Below are 18,393 nucleotides of genomic sequence, written 5' to 3' on the forward strand. Positions count from 1 at the left end.
ATGGTGGTTATCTGGGCAAGCTGGTCACCTGGACGCTGGAAACACTGGGCTGGACATTGGAAATCATCAAACGCAGTGACAGGGCCACAGGGTTTCAGGTGCTGCCCCGTCGCTGGGTGGTGGAACGCTCATTGGCGTGGTTGACGCGCTCACGTCGGCTGAGCCGGGACTATGAAGGCCGCTGCCATACTTCCGCTTCCTGGTGCTATCTCGCCAACATTCGCCTGATGCTCCGTCGCCTCGACCCATCCGTCGAACCTTTATAAACACGCTCTTAGTTTTCAGGATGTACAGAGAGAGCAGGGCATACAGTCAGAGGACTTGCCAGCAGAGGTTCAGGAGCAACTGGCGCACCGATGGGAAGAAATTTGCGTTTGTCTTCAAAAGGCTGCACAAGAGATTCTGGATGATCAGGTGTCCTCTGGACAGATGGATGATCACTACTTTCCTTGTCGCCTGAACTTGTCCGGGGATTATTACATTCACCGCGTGAGCCACAGCGAGGGCATAATTGGATTCATGCTTCATTTTCTGGGTCAGCCGAGGGGGTTTGAAGACGGCCACCCAGAGTATTTGGGCTACGATCTTCAGATTATTCTTGCGACAGACCAGTCCGTGACATATGAACTCTGGGGCCACTCGGCGATTTAATACACTTCCCCCATGATCTCCCCTTCCCCCACCCCAGACTCCCGCATTCCCATCATCGTCATCGGCGGCTTTCTGGGTGCGGGCAAGACCACCCTGGTCAACCACCTGATCCGCAGCCTGCCACACCGCCTGGGCGTGATCGTCAACGAGTTCGGGCAGGCCGGGGTAGACGGCAGTCTGATCGAGCGGTTGCAGGACGACGTGACCGAGCTGACGGCGGGCTGTCTGTGCTGCACCGGGCGCGATGACCTGCTGCGGGCGCTGGTGACCATCTCCATGCGTGAGCAGAAACCCGACGCGGTGATCGTGGAACTCTCCGGCGTGGCCGACCCGACGCCCGTGCTGGCGACGTTGCTGGAACGCGGGGTGCGCGCGGCCTTCCGGGTCACGACGCTGGTAGCGGTGGTAGACGCCCGCCACGTCCTGCAAACCCTGCGCGAACACCCGGAAGCCGCGCGGCAACTGGCCTACGCCAACGTGGTGGTGCTGAACAAGACCGATCTGGCAGACCCGGAAGCGCTGGCACGGGCCGAGGCCACGTTGAAGGGTGTCAATCCGCTGGCCCGCTTGGTTGGCGTGGAGCGCGGCCAGATCGATGCCGACGCCCTGCTGGCCCGCGACGACTTCGATCCGCGTGTGCTGGACGGCCAGGAGACCGAGGCACACGCCCACACGCCGGATTTGAAGACCTTCACCCTGCGCGCAGAACGTCCGCTCGATCCTTACGAGTGGCAGCGTTTCATGACCTCTTTCATCCTGGCCCGGCCTGCCGAGGTGTTGCGCGTCAAGGGCTGGCTGGATTTGCACGGCTACCCGCAGCGCATCCTGTTTCAGGCGGTGCGCGATCTGTTCACCGCCGACGCCTGGGACGACAACAAGGGCGGCAGCGAACTGGTCTTCATCGGGCGCGGACTGGACCGGGAGGAGTACGCGGCGGCCTTCGCCGCCTGCCTGACCCCTGATCCGGCAGACCTGATTCCAGATTGAAGCCCTTTGATAAACCGATCCTGAGGATGGGCAGCACGTCGAAACGGGATGACCGGCCTATCCTCTGGGCATGAGTCTTCTTCCCTGGCAAACCGATCAGGACAAGCCCAGTTCCATCGTCGAGGACGCGGTGGTCAACCACGACGCCATCGAGGAACTGGCCGGGAAACTGCAACTTGCCCTGCGCGGCGCGGAAGGCTTGCTGCCAGACGGCGTGACCGACATTTTGCACGGCGTTCCGCTGGGCCACCCGATTCATCCCATTCTGGTGCATCTGCCGCTGGGCGGTTGGATGATCGCCGGGATGCTGGACTTCTTCCCCGGCCAGAAATCGGAGGAAACCGAACGGGCCGCTGATCTGGCGCTGACGCTGGGCACGGTGGGCGCAGTCGCCACCATCGCCACCGGCTGGACCGACTGGGCGGGCGCACGCGGCGAGGCCCGGCGCACTGGCCTGATTCACGGTCTGCTCAACGAAACGGCTTTCTTTCTGAACATCGGCTCCATCGTGGCAAGGCGCAAGCAGAAGCGCGGGCTAGGGAAATTACTGTCGGGTACAGCGCTGGGATTGGCCCTGGCGGGCGGTTTCCTGGGCGGCGAACTGGTCTACCGACATGGGCTGGGCGTGGGCAAGACCCTGAATCACCCTCAAGGCTGAGGCCGCGCCAGCACCCTATCCTCGCGGTATGACCCTGCATCCCGATCTCAATTTCCCCGCCCCCGAGGACTTCGCCCGCCTGACGCCCGAGGAAGTGGCCGCCCGCATCAACGGTCCGCAGGGCGACGGCCTGAGCGGCACCCTGGGCGCACGTCTCGGCATCCGCTTTCTGAGCGTGACCCGTGAGCGTCTGCGTGCGGAGATGCCGGTGGGGGGCAACCTTCAGCCCGCCGGACGGCTGCACGGCGGCGCGAATCTGGCGCTGGCCGAGGAGTTGGCGAGCGTGGGTTCCTGGATCAATCTGGACCCCCGCAAACAGGTGGCCGTGGGTGTGGACCTCAGCGGCACGCACGTTCGGGGCGTTTCGGGCGGGATGGTCACCGGCGAGGCGACGCTGGCCTACCGGGGCCGCAGCGTGATGGTCTGGACGGTGGAAATCAGGGATGAGCGCGGGCGGCTGACCAGTATGGCCCGCTGCACCTGCAACGTGGTGTCGGTGGGCGGCTGAGCGCAGATTCGGTGTTGCACTTTCAGCACTCGGGTTAGACAAATCTCCAGAGCTGTCTCGACGCATTTTCGCGTGCGAGTCGGCCCTTTGCCATAGTGGGACATGATGCTTAGACCCCTCCGTAAATTGCGCGGCCCTAAATTGCGCCGCCCTGTCGCCCTTTTGTGTGGCCCGATATCGGGGGCCTTCGCTTGAGCCGCGCCGTGAGCAGCAACAGCCTGGGCAGCGTGCAGGACTTTCTGAACAGCGTCACACACATGAACCGCAATCAGCCAGAGTTCCTTCAGGCCGTTGAGGAAGTCATGGAAAGCCTGTGGCCCTTCTTGCAGGAGCATCCGCAGTTCGCACGGCAAAGCCTGCTGAAACGGCTGGTGGAACCCGAGCGCGTCATCATCTTCCGGGTGTGCTGGATCGACGACAGCGGCGAGGTGCAGGTTAACCGGGGCTACCGCATCCAGCACAGCAGCGCTATCGGGCCGTACAAGGGCGGGCTGCGCTTTCATCCCAGCGTCAACCTGTCGATCCTGAAATTCCTGGCCTTCGAGCAGACCTTTAAAAACGCCCTGACCACGCTGCCGATGGGCGGCGGCAAGGGCGGCAGCGACTTTGACCCCAAGGGCAAGAGCGATCTGGAGGTCATGCGGTTCTGTCAGGCGTTCATGACCGAACTGTTCCGCCACATCGGCGCGGATACCGATGTGCCTGCCGGGGACATCGGCGTGGGCGGGCGCGAGATCGGCTATCTGTCGGGCATGATGAAAAAGCTGACTAACCGTGCCGATCCGGTGTTCACGGGCAAGGGCCTGACCTACGGCGGCTCGCTGATTCGCCCGGAGGCCACCGGCTACGGCACGGTCTACTTCGTGCAGGAGATGCTGGAACACGAGGGCCGCGCGCTGGACGGTCTGCGCGTCTCGGTGTCCGGTTCCGGCAACGTGGCGCAGTACGCCATCGAGAAGGCCATGCAACTGGGGGCGAAGGTGGTCACGGTCTCGGATTCGGGCGGCACTGCCGTGGACGAGGACGGCTTCACGCCCGACAAACTGGCCACCCTGATGGAACTGCGCAACGAACGGCAGGGCCGGGTGGAGGAATACGCCCGTCTGGTGGGCGCGCAGTACCACGCGGGCGCGCGGCCCTGGGGCGTGGCGGTGGACGTGGCCCTGCCCTGCGCCACCCAGAACGAGCTGGACGAGGAGGACGCTGCCATGTTGATCAAAAACGGCGCGCTGGCCGTGGCCGAGGGGGCCAACATGCCCTGCACCTTCGAAGCGGCCAAGCGTTTCGAGGAAGCCAGCGTGCTGTACGCGCCCGGCAAGGCCAGCAACGCGGGGGGCGTGGCGACCAGCGGCCTGGAAATGAGCCAGAACGCCCAGCGCCTGAACTGGACCCGCGACGAGGTAGACGCGAGGTTGCACGAGATCATGCGCGGCATCCACCGGGCTGCCCTGATCCACGGACGGCGGCCCGACGGCAGCCTCAGCTACCTGCAAGGCGCGAATGTGGCCGGATTTGTGAAGGTGGCGCAGGCGATGCTGGAGCAGGGCGTGGTCTGAGAAGCGCAGTGGGTTAGACGACTCCTCTTGCTTCCCAACACCCATATCAGTTACATTCCCCCCATGATCCGCTCTGGCCTCCTGCTTATCCGTCCTCCGGTGGAGTGAACGGCCAGGCAACTATGGCCCGCCCAGTCCCCCGGAGGAGTCCCCTTCGGGGGATTTTTCGTGCCGCCAGACCCACAGCTCGCCTCAAGAAAAATCAGGAGTCCACATGACACAGCCCCAGAATCAGACACAGCATCAGCCCCAGAGCAATGACCGCATCATCATCTTTGACACCACCCTGCGTGACGGTGAGCAGTCCCCTGGCGTGGCCCTGAACCACTCTCAGAAGCTGGAAATCGCGCACCAGTTGGCGCGGCTGGGCGTGGACGTGATCGAGGCGGGCTTCCCGATTGCCAGCCCCGGCGATCTGGAAGGCGTGTCCCGCATTGCCCGCGAGGTACGTGGCCCGATCATCACGGGTCTGGCACGGGCCGGGAAGGCCGACATTGAAGCGGCAGCCAGAGCCGTGGAGGCCGCCGGGAAGCCGCGCATCCACACCTTTATCGCCACCAGTCCCATTCACATGGCAAAAAAGCTGAATCTGGAGCCGGACGCCGTGGTGGAGCGCGCCGTGCAGGCCGTGACACTGGCCCGCTCCTTCGTGGACGACGTGGAATTCAGCGCCGAGGACGCCACCCGCAGCGACTGGGATTTCCTGAGCCGGATCTTCAAGGCCACCGTGGAGGCCGGAGCAACCACCATCAACGTGCCCGATACCGTGGGCTACACCACCCCCGACGAGATGCGGAAACTGTTCGCGTTCCTGAAGGCCGAATTGCCCGCCCACGTCATCCTGAGCAGCCACTGTCACGACGATCTGGGCATGGCGGTGGCGAACTCCATCGCGGCGGCAGAGGGCGGCGCGCGCCAGATTGAATGCACCATCAACGGCATCGGGGAACGGGCCGGGAACGCCAGTCTGGAAGAAATCGTGATGGCCTTTCACACCCGCGCCGATCATTACGGGTACACCACGGGTATCCAGACCCGTGAGCTGTACCGCTCCAGCCGCATGATCAGCCGCCTGAGCGGGATGCCCGTGCAGCCCAACAAGGCCATCGTGGGCGACAACGCCTTCGCGCACGAGTCCGGCATCCATCAGGACGGCGTGATCAAGGCGCGCGAAACCTACGAGATCATGAACGCTGAGTTGGTGGGCCGCGAGGCCGCCGTGCTGGTGATGGGCAAGCACTCGGGCCGCGCCGCCTTCCGCAAGGCGCTGACCGATCTAGGTTACGCCGACATGCCCGACGACAAGGTGCAGCACCTGTTCGGACGCTTCAAGGATCTGGCAGACCGCAAGGGGCAGATCTTCAGCGACGACTTGCGCGCCCTGGTGGACGCCCGCAGCGACGTGCCACAGACCTTTTCCCTGGAAGGCTTCCAGATCACCTCGGGCATGAACATGACCCCGGTGGCCTTCGTGCGCCTGAACACGCCCGACGGCGCGGTGGACGCCACCGCCCACGGCGACGGCCCGGTGGAGGCCGCGTTCCAGGCCATCAACAAGATCACGGGCCTGTCGCCCACGCTGGAGAGTTACCGTATTCAGGCCGTCACACAGGGCGGCGACGCTTTGGGCGAGGTCAGCGTCAGCGCCCGCCACGGCGAAACACTGCTGCACGGTCTGGGCGTGGCAACCGACGTGGTGGAGGCCAGCGCCCGCGCCTGGATTCGCGTTCAGAACATGATCGTGGCCGGGATGGGGGCAGAGCGGCGGCAGGGAGAATTTGCGCCGGGGCGGATTTGAAGAGAGAGGGTGTATAGCGGAATGCTTCGTTTGCCTAGAAAGATTTTTTTTATGTTGAAGCCAGAAGAATTTCAGGTGCCTCGTTCATGATCCAGGAAATTGCCCTCCTTCAAATCCGCCCCGGCCAGACCGCCGAGTTTGAGGCAGCCTTCGCGGGGGCACAGCGGATTATTGCCAGCATGAATGGCTATGTGCGCCACGAGCTGCAACGCTGCCTGGAGGACGATCACAAATACGCCTTGCTGGTGTGGTGGGACACGCTGGAAGACCACACCGAGGGCTTTCGCGGCAGCGCCGAATATGAGGAGTGGCGTTCACTCCTGCACCACTTCTACGATCCGTTCCCCACGGTGGAGCATTACGTGCGGGTGAACCTCTGACGGATTTCAGGTCAGACGGCTAGAATTCCTCGATCAGTCCGGCCATCACGAATGGGCGCAGGGTTTCCAGCACGCTGCGGGGCGACTCGCCACTGCGTTCCAGAATGCTGCGGATATCGAGTTCCTGTGAGACCAGTTTCAGGGCGCGGAACTGCGGTTGCGTGACGGGCTGCGCCTCAGACCAGCGGGGGGTGAAGCGCAGTCGGCGCTGCCAGTCGGGGAAGGTCCGCAGCAGCGGCTCCCAGGCGTCGGTTTCTTCGAACAGCCGGCGCAGCGCCGAATCGCGGTGCAGGTGCAGGCTGCGTTCGGGGGCGCTGACCCCTGGCTCGAAAATGAACGAGCCGCTGCTCAGGCTGGCCAGCAGTTGCAGGGCCGGGTCGCCGCTCAACTGACCGCAGCGGGCGTGAACGATCTCGCCGCGCTCCAGCCACAGTTGACCCCCGCGCACATGGTCCACACTGAGCAGCCCATCGCGGCCACTGGTCAGAAGCATCTGCATGACGGAAAGGAAGGGGAAAACTGCAAGGTCGCCGCGCACCATAAAGTAAGCACAGTGTAATGCGATTTTGAATTGAAAGGCGCACTGTACTTGCCCCCCCCAGTGGGCGGGTCGCCGGGAAGCGCAGCGGGGCGGCCATGCCAGAATGTTCCATGACCGATGTGACCAGGACGCTTTTTTCGCTGGCAGCCGCCGACGCGCTGGGGGCCGCCACCGAATTCAAGACTCCCCAGGCCATCGCGTCCCGCTACGGGCCGACCTTCACCGAGTATCAGCCGGGCAGCGTGTTCGGCTTTGCGCCCGGCGAGGCCACCGACGACACCCAGATGGTGGTGGCGACGCTGCTGGGTTACGCCCAGAGAACCGGTCTGGAAGGCGTGCTGGCCGCCCTGCGCGAGTGGCTGGCGGCGGGGCCACCGGACGTGGGCGGCCTGACCGGCGCGGCCCTGCGTTTCAATGCACTGGACGGAGGCGTGCGCGCGTGGCAGGGCAGCGGCTTCCAGAGCGCTGGCAACGGTGGCCTGATGCGAATCGCTGCCGTGTGGATCGCCGGATACCGGGGCGCTGAGCTGGCCCATGCATCGGCTACCGTGACTGCCCTGACCCACGCCGATCCCCGCTGCGTGTATGCCTCGGTATTTCTGACGGCCTTTCTGGAGGCGCTGGCCGGGGGGCAGCCCTACGCCGGGGCCGCCGCCGCCGCGCTGCAACTCACCGACGATTTCGATGCCCGCGCCGCCCTGCTGGACGCTGGCCTGTTCGGGATCGACACCCGCGATGCCCACACGGCGTTCCGGGACCGTGAGCGGCAGGCCCGCGCCGAGGTCCGCACCCGCGTGCGCTCCGGCCTGGAGGGCCACCTGACCTCCCAGAGCGGTTTCGTACTGGATACGCTGGAAGCCGCCGTGAAACATGCGGGGGCAGGGACATGGCACGCCTGCGTGGAACCCGCCGTGCTGCTGGGAGACGACAGCGACACGGTGGCCTGCGTGGTGGGGGCCGTCGCCGGGGCGCGCGGGCTGGAGGTGCCCCCCCATCTGCTGCCGCCGCTGCGCCTGGGTCACACCTGGCCGGGCTGGCAGCGCGAGTGGGCCTGCACCGGCCATTTTCCGGCAGTGGTGCAGGCCGCCCAGGCAAAGTGACTAAGCAGGATGAGCGGGCGGACATGAACGACGCCGAATTCTTGCGACTGGTGCGCCTGAATCCGGTCAACGCGGCCATCCTGGAGCGCCTGCCCGAGCTGGGCGTGGCGCAGGCCCATCTGGTGGCCGGGGCACTGTTCGGCACCGTCTGGAACGTGCAGAGCGGGCAGCCGCCAACCGCCCAGATCAGGGATTACGACCTCTTCTACTGGGACGACGACCCCAGCTACGCCGCCGAGGACGCCGTGATCCGCCGGGCCGGGGCGCTGTTCGCCCATCTGGAGGCCCCCATCGAGGTCCGCAATCAGGCGCGCGTCCACCTGTGGTTTAACCAAAAATTCGGGCAGGACCGCCCGGCCCTGCGCAGCGTCCGCGAGGGCATCGATCAGTTTCTGGTGGAATGCACCTGCGTGGGCGTCAGTGCGCGCGGCGAGGTGTATGCCCCTTACGGCCTGGAGGACATGGCCGCCGGGATTCTGCGCCCCAATCCCCTCAACCACACCCCCGGCCTGTGCGCCGCCAAGATCGACGACTATGTGCGGCGCTGGCCCTGGCTGCGGACTGCTGGGCCTCTGACCGGGCCGTGAACAGAGCGGCGCGGCGGCGGGCGGCGCGGGGCCTGACGGTCAGCCAGCCTGTCTGTGCGCCCGCAGAAATCCATCACCTTCAGGCCCTACACTGGCGTCCACGTGAAAGCCATCAGGGACAGCAAGGAACGATTTTTGACAGAAGACCGCAGCGCCGCGCACGCCCACACGGGTAAAACTGGGCGGACTGCGGTTCGCGCTGGCTTCCTGCTTGGGGCACTCACGCTGGCGCTGACCGCCTGCGTGCCCACTACCGACCCGCGCACCATCGTGCCGGAAAACGACCCCTCGCAGGGACCGGCGTATTCCGGCCCGCTGGTCATCACGCGCGGCGGCACATATCAGGGCAACTGGCAGAGCTTCGATCCAGCAGTTCCAGCAGTATCGGTCCAGACCAGTGAACCCGTGGTGATCGAGAATTCCGTGCTGCGTGGACGCGGCAACCTGATTCGCGGCGAGGGAGCCAGCCTGACCGTCCGCAATTCCACGGGGTACGGCCTCAACCCGCTGACCGGCGGCTCGTATCCGGGCCGGTTCCTCTCGCTGGAAAAAGTCTTGAATCTGGTGGTCGAGAACAACGATGTGCTGGGGACCTCTGGCATCTACGTGCATCTGTTCAGAGGCAATCCTGCTGCTGGTCAGACCATCAGGATCGTCCGCAACCGGGTCCGCAATGTGGACGGACGGTACGTCGATCAGGTGGGCAAGTTCACCGGGAAGCGCTATTACGTCCAGGCCGTCCAGTTCAACCAGATCGCCCGCGTGCCCAATGTCGAGATCGCCTGGAACGAGGTGATCAACGAGCCGGGCAGGAGCGCCGTCGAGGACAACATCAGCATGTACGAGTCCAGCGGCACCCCGGACAGCCCGATCAGGATTCACGACAATTACATTTACGGTGCCTACGCCGCCAATCCCCTGAAGGCCCAGAACTACTCGGGCGGCGGCATCCTGCTGGGCGACGGTCAGAAAGACAGCATGGACATCGCGGGCGGGTATGTCGACGTGTACGGCAACCAGATCATCAACACCTCCAACCACGGGGTGGGCATCGCGGGCGGGCACCACCAGAAGGTGTACGACAACCGCCTGATTTCCAGCGGCGTCCTGCCAGGGGGCGTGATCGATCCGAATGCCAATGTCGGCCTGTATGTCTGGGACATCAAGGGCAACGCCAGGGGTGCGCCAAAAACCTTTATCAACAATTCGGTGCAGAAGAACCTGGTGGGCTGGAGGCGTTTCGGCCCCGGCGGGAATGTGTACTACCACAACCTGTGGACCCCCAGTTGTCTGGAGACCAGCGGCAACACCTGCAAGGACAACCTGCCCTGGCCCGTGCCCGTCAGCGAGGAAGTCACGCTTCAGGAGTTCGTGTTCTGGCAGGCGAAACTGCGCGAGGCAAAGATCGTGGTGGGCGTGCCCGGCGCACCCGCCACGGCCTTGACTTCGCCCTGAGTTGACCCTGGCCTTTTTCACACCTGAACGCCAACGGGGGCTGGGGGCAGCGGCCCGCGCAAGTCACCGTGGGTTGTCCCCTCCTGCGCCCCCATCATCACGTACACTGTCAGGGTTGCCGCGCCGCCGCCGCCTCTGTGCGCGCGAGTCGGGCGCAGGCGCAGGAGAGAAGTCATGGGATTAGCGATTGGAATTGTCGGACTGCCGAACGTCGGAAAAAGCACGCTGTTTAACGCCATCACGCGCGCCGGGGCGCTGGCGGCCAATTACCCCTTTGCCACCATCGAGCCGAACGTGGGCCGCGTCATGGTGCCGGACGAGCGCCTGAGTGCCCTGAGCCGGGTCTTTACCAAGGGGGACCGCGTGCCGCCGATCATTCCCACTTTCGTGGAGTTCGTGGATATCGCGGGGCTGGTCAAGGGGGCCAGTACGGGCGAGGGCCTGGGCAACCAGTTTCTGGCCAACATCCGCGAGGCCGACGCGATTGCCCATGTGGTGCGCTGCTTCGCCGACGACAACGTGGTGCATGTGGCGGGCACCGTGGACCCGCTGGACGACATCGAGACCATCAACACCGAATTGATTCTGGCGGACCTGTCGGGGCTGGAAAAACGCCTGGGCAACCTCCAGAAAAAGGGCAAGGGCGGCGACAAGGAAGCGCGCGAACACGCCGAACTGGCCGAGGCCATTTTGGCCGTGCTGGGCGAGGGCAAACCCGCCCGCGCAGGTAGCTATGATGCCCCCATTCCCAAAGAATTCGGTCTGATCACCATCAAGCCCGTGATCTACATGGCAAACGTGGGCGAGGATGATCTGACCGCCGACAACGATTTCGTGCGTCAGGTGCGCGAGTACGCTGCCGCCGAGGGAGCTTCGGTGGTCAAGATCAGCGCGCAGATCGAGGGCGAACTGGCCGAGATGCCGGAAGACGAGGCCCGCGAATTTCTGACCGATCTGGGCGTCACTGAGAGCGGCCTGGATCAACTGGTGCAGGTGAGCTACAAAACGCTGGGCCTGATCACCTTCATCACCAGCGGCGAGAAGGAAGTGCGCGCCTGGACCATCCGCGACGGCGAGAAGGCCCCGGAGGCCGCCGGGGAAATCCACAGCGATCTGGAGCGGGGCTTTATCCGCGCCGAGGTCATCGAATGGGACAAGATGGTGGAAGCCGGGGGCTGGGTGGGGGCCAAGGGCAAGGGCTGGGTCCGCACCGAGGGCAAGGAATACGTGATGAAGGACGGCGACATCATGAACGTGCTGCACAGCTCGTAGCGCCAGACCTACCCCATTCGTACGGTCGACGAACAGGTCAGATACTGACTGAATAAGACCGTCACTTTAATCGGAGATGAAGAACCCTGGGTTGCAATTCAGGGTTCCTCGTCTCCGCTTTTCTAGCCCTTGTTCCTGTCCTCATTCAGACGTTCGTAGCCTTTCCCAGAGCCGAAGGGGAGACGCATATCAGCGCGACTGAAGCAGAGCGACGGCAGAACCTGGCGCGAAACAGCCCTGCCGGTCGGTGGGTCCCTGAGAGAGAAGGGGCGGCGGCAGCCTGAACCACCACAGGACGCTGGATGAACGAAACAGTCGAATGGTCAGGCGACCATCTGTGTATGCTGGATGCAGCATTCTCCGGCTGTAGCCCCGCCTGCGATTCCACGGTTCTGGTCAGGTGTGGTGCGGTCAGTTTGCATACGAACGCATCCGCTCTCATCGACTGGCCTCTTTCTGTGGAGTCTCATTGTCCGTTCCTCCCCGCCGCGTATCAGCCGTTTACTCACCGTCCACCTGGCCCACCGGGCAGCGGCGGATGTTTCTGCTGGTGGTGATCATCGAGGTGTGTGCCAGTCTGGCGGCGCTGTGGTCCCAGGCACCGGCTTTCGACACGCTGGATGTGTGGGCGCTGCCGCTGCTGTCGGTCACGATGCTGGGGGTGCAACTGCTGCTCGCCAGGGGCGTCATCCGTTTTGAGACCGCCACCTCCGTGGCCTTCGTGGGGGCCTGCCTCTATCTGCTGCTGGCCCTGAGCCACCAGTTTGATCCCTTACCCGCAGGGGTCCGGCGGCTCTCGGAGAACACCTACTGGTTTGCCGTCCTGTACACGTCGGTCTTCTACGTCTACCCGCCGCGCCGCGCCGCCAACCGCGCCCTGCTGATCCTGGGCATCTCCACGGTGATCTGCGGCTGGCACCTGCTCCTGACGGTTCCGCCCGAAATGCAGCTCAATCTGCTCAGCGCCACGGCACAGTTTCTGCTCAGCAGCAGCGTGCTGATCCTGATCCAGGCCACCTTCGGAGTACAGCGGGCGCAGCTTCTGGCCTCGCGCTCGGCGGCCCTGATCGACGTGCTGACGGGCGTCGCCAACCGCCGCGCTGCCGAGGAACGCTTGCGTGAACTGTCGGGCAAAAGGGCCATCTACACGGTGGTGCTGTTCGATCTGGATCACTTTAAACAGATCAACGACAGGCACGGCCACGCCACTGGCGATCAGGTGCTGCGCGGGGTGGCGCAACTGACCCGCGACCTGTTGCCGCAGAACAGCGTGGTGGCCCGCTGGGGCGGCGAGGAATTCCTGCTGATTTTACCCGCGCTGGGCGACACCCAGGTCAGGAAGCTGCTGAACAACCTGCGAAACGAAATCCGTCAGCAACGTCACGGCGAGGTGGTGGGCGTCACGGCCAGCTTCGGGGTGGCCAGCGCCGCCGCCGGGGAATCCTCCGACGCCGTCGTGGCCCGCGCCGACGAGGCGATGTACAGCGCCAAGCAGCAGGGGCGCAACGACATCCGTCTGGCCGAGTGGCGGCGCAATACGGTTGGCTGATGCGGACTCCGATTAATTAGCACAGAGAGGCAAACAGCGGAGCAGGGTCTGCTGGGTCATGAGGTCCGACTGATTTTCAAGCCGGGCAGACTGTTGGCGCAGCACGTCCTAGAGTTCTTTCAGCGACTCTGAAAAACGATTCGCCAGTGGCCCATCCGTCAACTTCCAGACGCGCTCAGCCGGTTGCCATTCCGGTGAATACGCGGACAGTCTGACTGTTTCGGTGCCTGGATGATGTCCTTGCACTGGAGGGACATGATGATGCGGGCCAGCATCCGCGTTGGCGGCAAACGCGGCAGTCAAGAATCGGCACGCCCTTTGCCTCACTTCGGGCACCAGTCGGAACTGGCTGGCCCCTGTTGCTGGGCAGATGAGGGCATACAGGTAGAACCATTCTTAATGCGGCAAAAACCGGAACAGCGCTACTTCCTACGCTCCATGCCCGGAGGGACGTTTTTCTCGCTCCCTTCAGATATTCATGTGTTTCCTAGCGCCCTTCAATCGGAAGCCGTGTCATTCCCACTCAATCGTGGCGGGCGGCTTGCCGGTGATGTCGTAGACCACGCGGTTGATCTCATGGACCCCATTGACGATGCGGTTGCTCATGGTGGCCAGAAATTCCCAGGGCAGCCGCGCCCATTCGGCAGTCATGTAGTCGTCGGTGGTCACGGCCCGTAGCGCCGCCGTGTAGCTGTAGGTGCGCTCGTCCCCCATCACGCCCACGCTTCTGATGGGGGTCAGGATCGCCAGCGCCTGCGAACAGCCGTCGTACAGCCCGAATTCACGCAGGCCCGAGATGAAGATGTCGTCCACCCGGCGCAGGATGTCCATCTTTTCCTCTGAAATTGCGCCCAGGCAGCGGATCGCCAGCCCCGGCCCCGGAAAGGGATGGCGCATGCGGATGTGTTCAGGCAGCCCCAGCAACTTGGCAATCTGGCGCACCTCGTCCTTGAAGAGCGTGCGGAAGGGTTCCACCAGCTTGAAATTCAGGTCTTCGGGCAGGCCGCCCACATTGTGGTGGCTCTTGATGTTGGCCGCGCCGGACTTGTCGGCGCTCAGTCCGCCCGCCGACTCGATCACGTCCGGGTAAAGGGTGCCCTGGGCCAGAAAGTCGAACGGGCCGTGTTCCTTCGCCTGGATCGCCGCCTCGCGCTCGAAGGCCCGGATGAATTCGCGCCCGATGATCTTGCGCTTCTGCTCGGGGTCCGAGACGCCCTCCAGCGCGCCCATAAACTCGGCTCGGGCGTCCACCGTGACCAGATGCACGCCGAGGGGAATCAGCGCGGCCTCCACCTGTTCGCGTTCCCCCAGGCGCAGCAGGCCGTGGTCAATGAATACGGCGGTCAGCCTCTCCCCCACCGCCCGCGCCAGCAGCAGCCCCAGCGTGGAACTGTCCACACCGCCGCTGATCGCCAGCAACACGCGCCCGCTCTGTACCTGCTTCTGCACGTCCGCGATCAGATCGTCGATGATGTGTTCCGCCGTCCAGTCGCGCGCCACACCGCAGATGGTCAGGAAATTGCCCAGAATCTGACCGCCCTTGGGGGTGTGGACCACTTCCGGGTGAAATTGCAAGCCGTAGCGCCGGGTCTGCGGATTTTCGATGGCGGCGACGGGCGTATCCGCCGTTTCGGCAATGACCTCATAGCCCTGCGGCAACTGGGTCACGCTGTCGCTGTGGCTCATCCAGGCGACAAATTCGCCGCTGATCCCCTCAAACAATTGGCCGCCGTAACGGGTCAGGTCCGCCTTGCCGTACTCGCGCTTGCCCGCCCGTTTCACGTCGCCGCCCGCCTCATGCGCGAGGTACTGCATGCCGTAGCACACACCCAGGATCGGGATGTCCAACTCCATCACGCCGGGGGCGGGCCTGGGAGCGGTCTCGTCGTACACGCTGCTGGGGCCACCCGACAGCACGATGCCCTGCGGACTTTCCTGCTGAATCCGCTCCAGCGAGGCCGAGCCGGGCAGAATCACGCTGTAGGCCCCCAGCTCGCGGAACCGCCGCGCGATCAGGCGGGTAAATTGACTGCCGAAATCCAGAATGACAACGCTCATTGGGGCCGATTGTGCCACGAAGGGGCGGGGTCTGGCGGGGACTCTCTTCCTCTGGCCGGAGAGCCAGCGATCAGTACCCCCGGTGGGTCACCCGTCCACCCGCTTCTTCCAGCCAGTCCGTGACTGCGCCCACCGCCGCCTTGACCCCCGGCGTGATGATCGGGCCGCCAAATTTGGCGAGGCGCACCAGATGGCTGCCGTCCTCGCGCCCGGTAATGCCGATCAGCACTTCCTGCGTGAGTTCCCCTTCCACGACATGCGCCAGCGCCACCCAGCCGTCCCGGCGCAGGCTGGCGTACAGATCCAGCAGGATAACGGTCCAGCCGTTCGCGCGGGCCGTGCGCTTCTCGAAGGGCTGGCCGGGGGCAGCGGGGATAAAGTCTGCGGGCAGGGTCAGGATGGCGTGTGGCACGAGGTCAGGGTCCTCCGGGTAGGGGTGGATGTCGCCGTGTGGGACAACCGGGTGGGCGGTGGGCGTGAAGAGGGCGTGCTGGGCACTGAGGCCCAGATCACGCCATTTGAGGGCGTACTTGGTTTCCAGCGCGGCGGGCGGCGGTTCGGTCAGTTCCACGTTCATCACGCCGCTGTCCCGCGCAGCCTGACACGCGAAGTCGAAATACTCGTCGTGATCGGTGGTCAGCAGCACCGCGCCGCCAGGTTTCAGGCGCGAGGCCGCGAGCTGAAAGAAAGGCACGCGCAGCAAACGGTGGTCCAGATGCCCGGCTTTCGGCCAGGGATCGGGAAAGTTGACGACGATACTGTCCAGTCCACCATGCGGCACCACCTCGCGCAGCAGCACGTCGGCGGGCAGCTTGGTCAGGATGGCGTTGTCCAGGCCCGCGTTTTTGAGGCGGCGCTGGGCCTTGAGCAGCGAGACGCCCGACAACTCCACGCCCAGATAATTGGGGGCAGTCTCGAATGTGGCGGCGTAGTGCGGCCAGAAGCGCCCGTCCCCGAAGCCGATTTCCAGCACCCAGGGGCGATCCGGCGTCTGCGGGTACAAGCGGGAGGCCGAGTCGGGGAAGTGGAAATCGCCCAACGGGTAAATCATGCGCCCACCACGCCCAGTTCCAGCAACTCATCCGAGAGACGGGCCGCGTCCTCCAGCACGCTGCGGTAGGAACACTCGCCGGGCAACACGCGGCCCACGGCGCGCACGCGGTCAAAGCGGGTGAGCTGAAAGCCGTCCAGCTCCCCCGGTGCGGGCGTCAGGAAGCGCACGTCGTAGGACGGCGCACCCTCCACCGCCGCCGCCGTGGCCTCCGAGCCGATCAGAAAGACCCCGGAGCGGGCCAGATCGTCGGCCAGGAAGTCGTAGGCCACCTCCGAGAGTCGCCCGGCCTCCTCCATGCTGTCGCCGATCAGCAGACGGCCTTTCAGGAACGCGCCTACCGCCAGCACGGCCTGACGGGCGTGCAGCTTCGGCCCCTCCCAGGTGGACAGCACGACTTCATCGCCCGTTTCGTCCAGCTCGGTCACGGTGCTTTGCAGCAGGTGAATGCCGGATGTTCCCTCGATCTCCGCCTTGAGCTGGCGGTGGAAAGTCCAGCCGTCGGTGTCGGGGGCAATCCCGTCACGGATCAGGGCGAAGACGCTGCCAGGGGGGAAACCAGCATCGTTAATCGTCGGCGCGTACAGGTTGCCCAGGTGGTCCAGCGCCTGAGACACCAGCAGCACGTCTGCGCCAGCACGCGCCAGCCGCCACGCCAGCTCGGTTCCGGCCAGGCCCGCGCCCACCACGGCCACGTCGTACAGGTGGCCCGGCTGCGGCTGGCTGCGGGGGGTATGGGGTCCAAACATCACTGGGCAGAGTGTAGCAAGCAGGATGCGGGCGAAAGAGGCGGTGACGATGTCCAACGCCGTCTCTACGCCCCCGCGCCGCCCCGCGCTACAGTGGCCCCCATATGTCCGAGTCCATCAGCATCAAGCAGACCATCGTGGTCCGGTCCCGCCCAGACGTCCTCTACCGCCTGGCGCTGGAACCGCGCCGCCGCGTCAAGTGGGATCCCAATCTGGCAAAAGCCGAGTACCAGGGCGGTGAGGGCCGATTGATCAACAACGCCCTGGTGCGCTTCAAATTCGCCCGCAAACTGCTGGGGCTGGGGTTCACCGCCAAATACGGCCAGTTGCAGGCCCCCCAGCGCGGCGGCTGGGAAAGCGTGCGCAACGTGGGGCCGCTGGAAAAACTGACGCAGAGCTGGCAGTTCAAGCCTATGCCCGGCGGCACCGAGGTCACGCTGAGCATTCATGGCCGTATCCGCTACAAGTGGATCAGAACCCCTGTGGAGCGCCTACTGAACAACATGGTCATCACCACGCTGGTGCAGTTGCAGCGCACCGTGGACGCCCAAGGCGCGCAGCTCATGGAAGACATGGGCCGCGAGGTGCAGGAAAAGCAGAGGGCGCAGGCCAAGGCCGCGAAGGAAGCGGCGAAAGCGAACAAGGGCAAGAAAAAGAAATAGCCGTCAGAACGCAGGTTGGCCCTCCCGATACCGGGCGTCCACCAGCACCACCGAGGTCTCTATCTGCCGCTCTGGAATGTTCCAGTAGGTGCGGAGCAGGAGGTCTTTCTCGTCTTCCGGGACGACAGAAAAGCCGTGTTTCTGATAGAAGCTGATAGCCCACGTCGCCGCTGCCCAGGTGCCGATCAGCACGGGCCTGTCGGTGGAATCCAGCAGCTCCCGCAGTAATCTGGAGCCGATGCCGCCGCCACGCACGCTGGTGGCGACGTAGGCGTGGCGGATCAGTTTGACGTCTCCCCGGTCCTGAATCCCCATGACGCCAATGACGTGGCCGCCGTCTTCAAAGCATGAAAACTCCACGCCATCGGCAATCTGTTGATGCAGTTCATCACTGGGCATATACGGCTCGTGCCAGCGGTCTGCGGGAATCGCGTCACGGTACGCCTGCGCGGCGTCGTTGATGATCTCGTGAATGCGTTCAAAGTCGGCGGCGGTGGCGCGGCGAATCATGCCCTGGAGTTTACCCAGCGTCCACTGAAAGCAGCAGCACGCTTCCCTCTTTGGTGTCGAAGGCCGTCCAAGACTCATTGGCCGTGATGCGGTAGCCCTCGCCGGGGCGCAGCCGCACAAAGTTGTTCTGGGGCAGATCAACCACCGCCTCGCCGCTCAGGCAGATCAGCCAGCCGGTTACGGCTTCGCCCGTCAATTTGCCGCTCAGGTTAAGCACGCGCAGTTCGCCTCCGGGCAGACCCACCCATTGCCCCGGCGAACTCTGGGCGAGTCGGGTCAGGTGCAACGCCTGCGGCACGGCAGCTCTTTCGCGGGCCATCT

General features: G+C 64.5%; 20 protein-coding genes. 13 read left to right on the forward strand and 7 right to left on the reverse strand.

Annotation, left to right across the window (positions count from 1 at the left end):
- The 7 genes from Q319_RS0103125 to Q319_RS0103160 all read left to right on the forward strand — a co-directional run.
- The coding region (locus Q319_RS0103125) for an IS5/IS1182 family transposase (RefSeq protein ID WP_029480481.1) at window positions 1–266 on the forward strand (266 nt) is incomplete at its 5' end.
- 397 nt (window positions 267–663) lie between these two features.
- Window positions 664–1,638: a CobW family GTP-binding protein gene (locus tag Q319_RS0103135; RefSeq protein WP_029480483.1), complete on the forward strand. Its 975-nt coding sequence runs from the start codon at window positions 664–666 to the stop codon at window positions 1,636–1,638.
- Window positions 1,639–1,708: 70 nt separating this feature from the next.
- The gene (locus Q319_RS0103140; protein WP_029480484.1) at window positions 1,709–2,296 is read left to right on the forward strand and encodes a DUF2231 domain-containing protein; all 588 of its coding nucleotides are present in this window, start codon (window positions 1,709–1,711) and stop codon (window positions 2,294–2,296) included.
- A 28-nt stretch (window positions 2,297–2,324) separates the two neighbouring features.
- Window positions 2,325–2,804, forward strand: a complete 480-nt coding sequence (locus Q319_RS0103145; protein ID WP_029480485.1) for a PaaI family thioesterase — start codon at window positions 2,325–2,327, stop codon at window positions 2,802–2,804.
- Window positions 2,805–2,995: 191 nt separating this feature from the next.
- Window positions 2,996–4,360 (forward strand): NADP-specific glutamate dehydrogenase, encoded by a 1,365-nt coding sequence (gdhA, locus tag Q319_RS0103150; protein ID WP_425387974.1) that lies wholly within the window; start codon window positions 2,996–2,998, stop codon window positions 4,358–4,360.
- Window positions 4,361–4,574: 214 nt separating this feature from the next.
- Complete coding sequence (locus Q319_RS0103155) at window positions 4,575–6,158, forward strand: 2-isopropylmalate synthase (RefSeq protein ID WP_029480487.1); 1,584 nt, start codon at window positions 4,575–4,577, stop codon at window positions 6,156–6,158.
- Between the two features lie 86 nt (window positions 6,159–6,244).
- On the forward strand, window positions 6,245–6,538 hold the full coding sequence (locus Q319_RS0103160) for an antibiotic biosynthesis monooxygenase family protein (RefSeq protein WP_029480488.1): 294 nt from the start codon (window positions 6,245–6,247) through the stop codon (window positions 6,536–6,538).
- A 19-nt stretch (window positions 6,539–6,557) separates the two neighbouring features.
- Here Q319_RS0103160 and Q319_RS0103165 read toward each other — a convergent pair whose 3' ends face one another.
- Window positions 6,558–7,079, reverse strand: coding sequence for a DUF4388 domain-containing protein (locus Q319_RS0103165; RefSeq protein ID WP_029480489.1), 522 nt, complete (start codon window positions 7,077–7,079; stop codon window positions 6,558–6,560).
- Between the two features lie 110 nt (window positions 7,080–7,189).
- Between Q319_RS0103165 and Q319_RS0103170 the strand changes: the two genes are divergently transcribed.
- The 3 genes from Q319_RS0103170 (at window position 7,190) to Q319_RS0103180 (ending at window position 10,221) form a co-directional block, all read left to right on the forward strand.
- Window positions 7,190–8,179 carry an ADP-ribosylglycohydrolase family protein gene (locus tag Q319_RS0103170; protein ID WP_034413559.1) on the forward strand — a complete coding sequence of 330 codons (990 nt, stop codon included), beginning with the start codon at window positions 7,190–7,192 and terminating at the stop codon, window positions 8,177–8,179.
- Window positions 8,176–8,766 carry a nucleotidyltransferase family protein gene (locus tag Q319_RS0103175; RefSeq protein ID WP_245618930.1) on the forward strand — a complete coding sequence of 197 codons (591 nt, stop codon included), beginning with the start codon at window positions 8,176–8,178 and terminating at the stop codon, window positions 8,764–8,766. The genes Q319_RS0103170 and Q319_RS0103175 overlap by 4 nt, the downstream gene beginning before the upstream one ends.
- A 102-nt stretch (window positions 8,767–8,868) precedes the next feature.
- The gene (locus Q319_RS0103180; RefSeq protein WP_156039147.1) at window positions 8,869–10,221 is read left to right on the forward strand and encodes a right-handed parallel beta-helix repeat-containing protein; all 1,353 of its coding nucleotides are present in this window, start codon (window positions 8,869–8,871) and stop codon (window positions 10,219–10,221) included.
- Between the two features lie 17 nt (window positions 10,222–10,238).
- On the opposite strand, the gene Q319_RS26825 is transcribed toward Q319_RS0103180, so the two are convergent.
- Entirely contained in the window at window positions 10,239–10,397 is a 159-nt protein-coding gene (locus Q319_RS26825; protein ID WP_156039148.1) for a hypothetical protein, read from the reverse strand.
- Between Q319_RS26825 and ychF the strand changes: the two genes are divergently transcribed.
- Both ychF and Q319_RS0103190 read left to right on the forward strand, forming a co-directional pair.
- On the forward strand, window positions 10,396–11,493 hold the full coding sequence (gene ychF, locus Q319_RS0103185; protein WP_029480494.1) for a redox-regulated ATPase YchF: 1,098 nt from the start codon (window positions 10,396–10,398) through the stop codon (window positions 11,491–11,493). The two genes, Q319_RS26825 and ychF, sit on opposite strands and share 2 nt — an antisense overlap.
- Window positions 11,494–11,962: 469 nt before the next feature.
- Window positions 11,963–13,042 (forward strand): GGDEF domain-containing protein, encoded by a 1,080-nt coding sequence (locus tag Q319_RS0103190; protein WP_051655063.1) that lies wholly within the window; start codon window positions 11,963–11,965, stop codon window positions 13,040–13,042.
- A 513-nt stretch (window positions 13,043–13,555) separates the two neighbouring features.
- Here the strand turns inward: Q319_RS0103190 and guaA are convergent.
- The 3 genes from guaA to Q319_RS0103205 form a co-directional block, all read right to left on the reverse strand.
- A complete protein-coding gene (gene guaA, locus Q319_RS0103195) occupies window positions 13,556–15,100 on the reverse strand; it encodes a glutamine-hydrolyzing GMP synthase (RefSeq protein WP_029480496.1) in 1,545 nt (514 codons plus the stop codon).
- A 70-nt stretch (window positions 15,101–15,170) separates the two neighbouring features.
- Window positions 15,171–16,151: a tRNA (guanine(46)-N(7))-methyltransferase TrmB gene (trmB, locus tag Q319_RS0103200; RefSeq protein ID WP_029480497.1), complete on the reverse strand. Its 981-nt coding sequence runs from the start codon at window positions 16,149–16,151 to the stop codon at window positions 15,171–15,173.
- On the reverse strand, window positions 16,148–16,900 hold the full coding sequence (locus tag Q319_RS0103205; protein WP_029480499.1) for an FAD-dependent oxidoreductase: 753 nt from the start codon (window positions 16,898–16,900) through the stop codon (window positions 16,148–16,150). Before Q319_RS0103205 ends, trmB begins: the two co-directional genes overlap by 4 nt.
- Window positions 16,901–17,004: 104 nt before the next feature.
- On the opposite strand from Q319_RS0103205, the gene Q319_RS0103210 reads away from it, so the two are divergent.
- Window positions 17,005–17,562 (forward strand): SRPBCC family protein, encoded by a 558-nt coding sequence (locus tag Q319_RS0103210; protein WP_029480501.1) that lies wholly within the window; start codon window positions 17,005–17,007, stop codon window positions 17,560–17,562.
- A gap of 3 nt (window positions 17,563–17,565) precedes the next feature.
- Here Q319_RS0103210 and Q319_RS0103215 read toward each other — a convergent pair whose 3' ends face one another.
- Complete coding sequence (locus Q319_RS0103215) at window positions 17,566–18,072, reverse strand: GNAT family N-acetyltransferase (RefSeq protein ID WP_029480502.1); 507 nt, start codon at window positions 18,070–18,072, stop codon at window positions 17,566–17,568.
- A gap of 10 nt (window positions 18,073–18,082) precedes the next feature.
- A complete protein-coding gene (locus Q319_RS0103220; RefSeq protein WP_029480504.1) occupies window positions 18,083–18,391 on the reverse strand; it encodes a hypothetical protein in 309 nt (102 codons plus the stop codon).
- Window positions 18,392–18,393: the final 2 nt, after the last annotated feature.

The organism is Deinococcus marmoris DSM 12784, assembly GCF_000701405.1.
Lineage (GTDB): Bacteria > Deinococcota > Deinococci > Deinococcales > Deinococcaceae > Deinococcus > Deinococcus marmoris.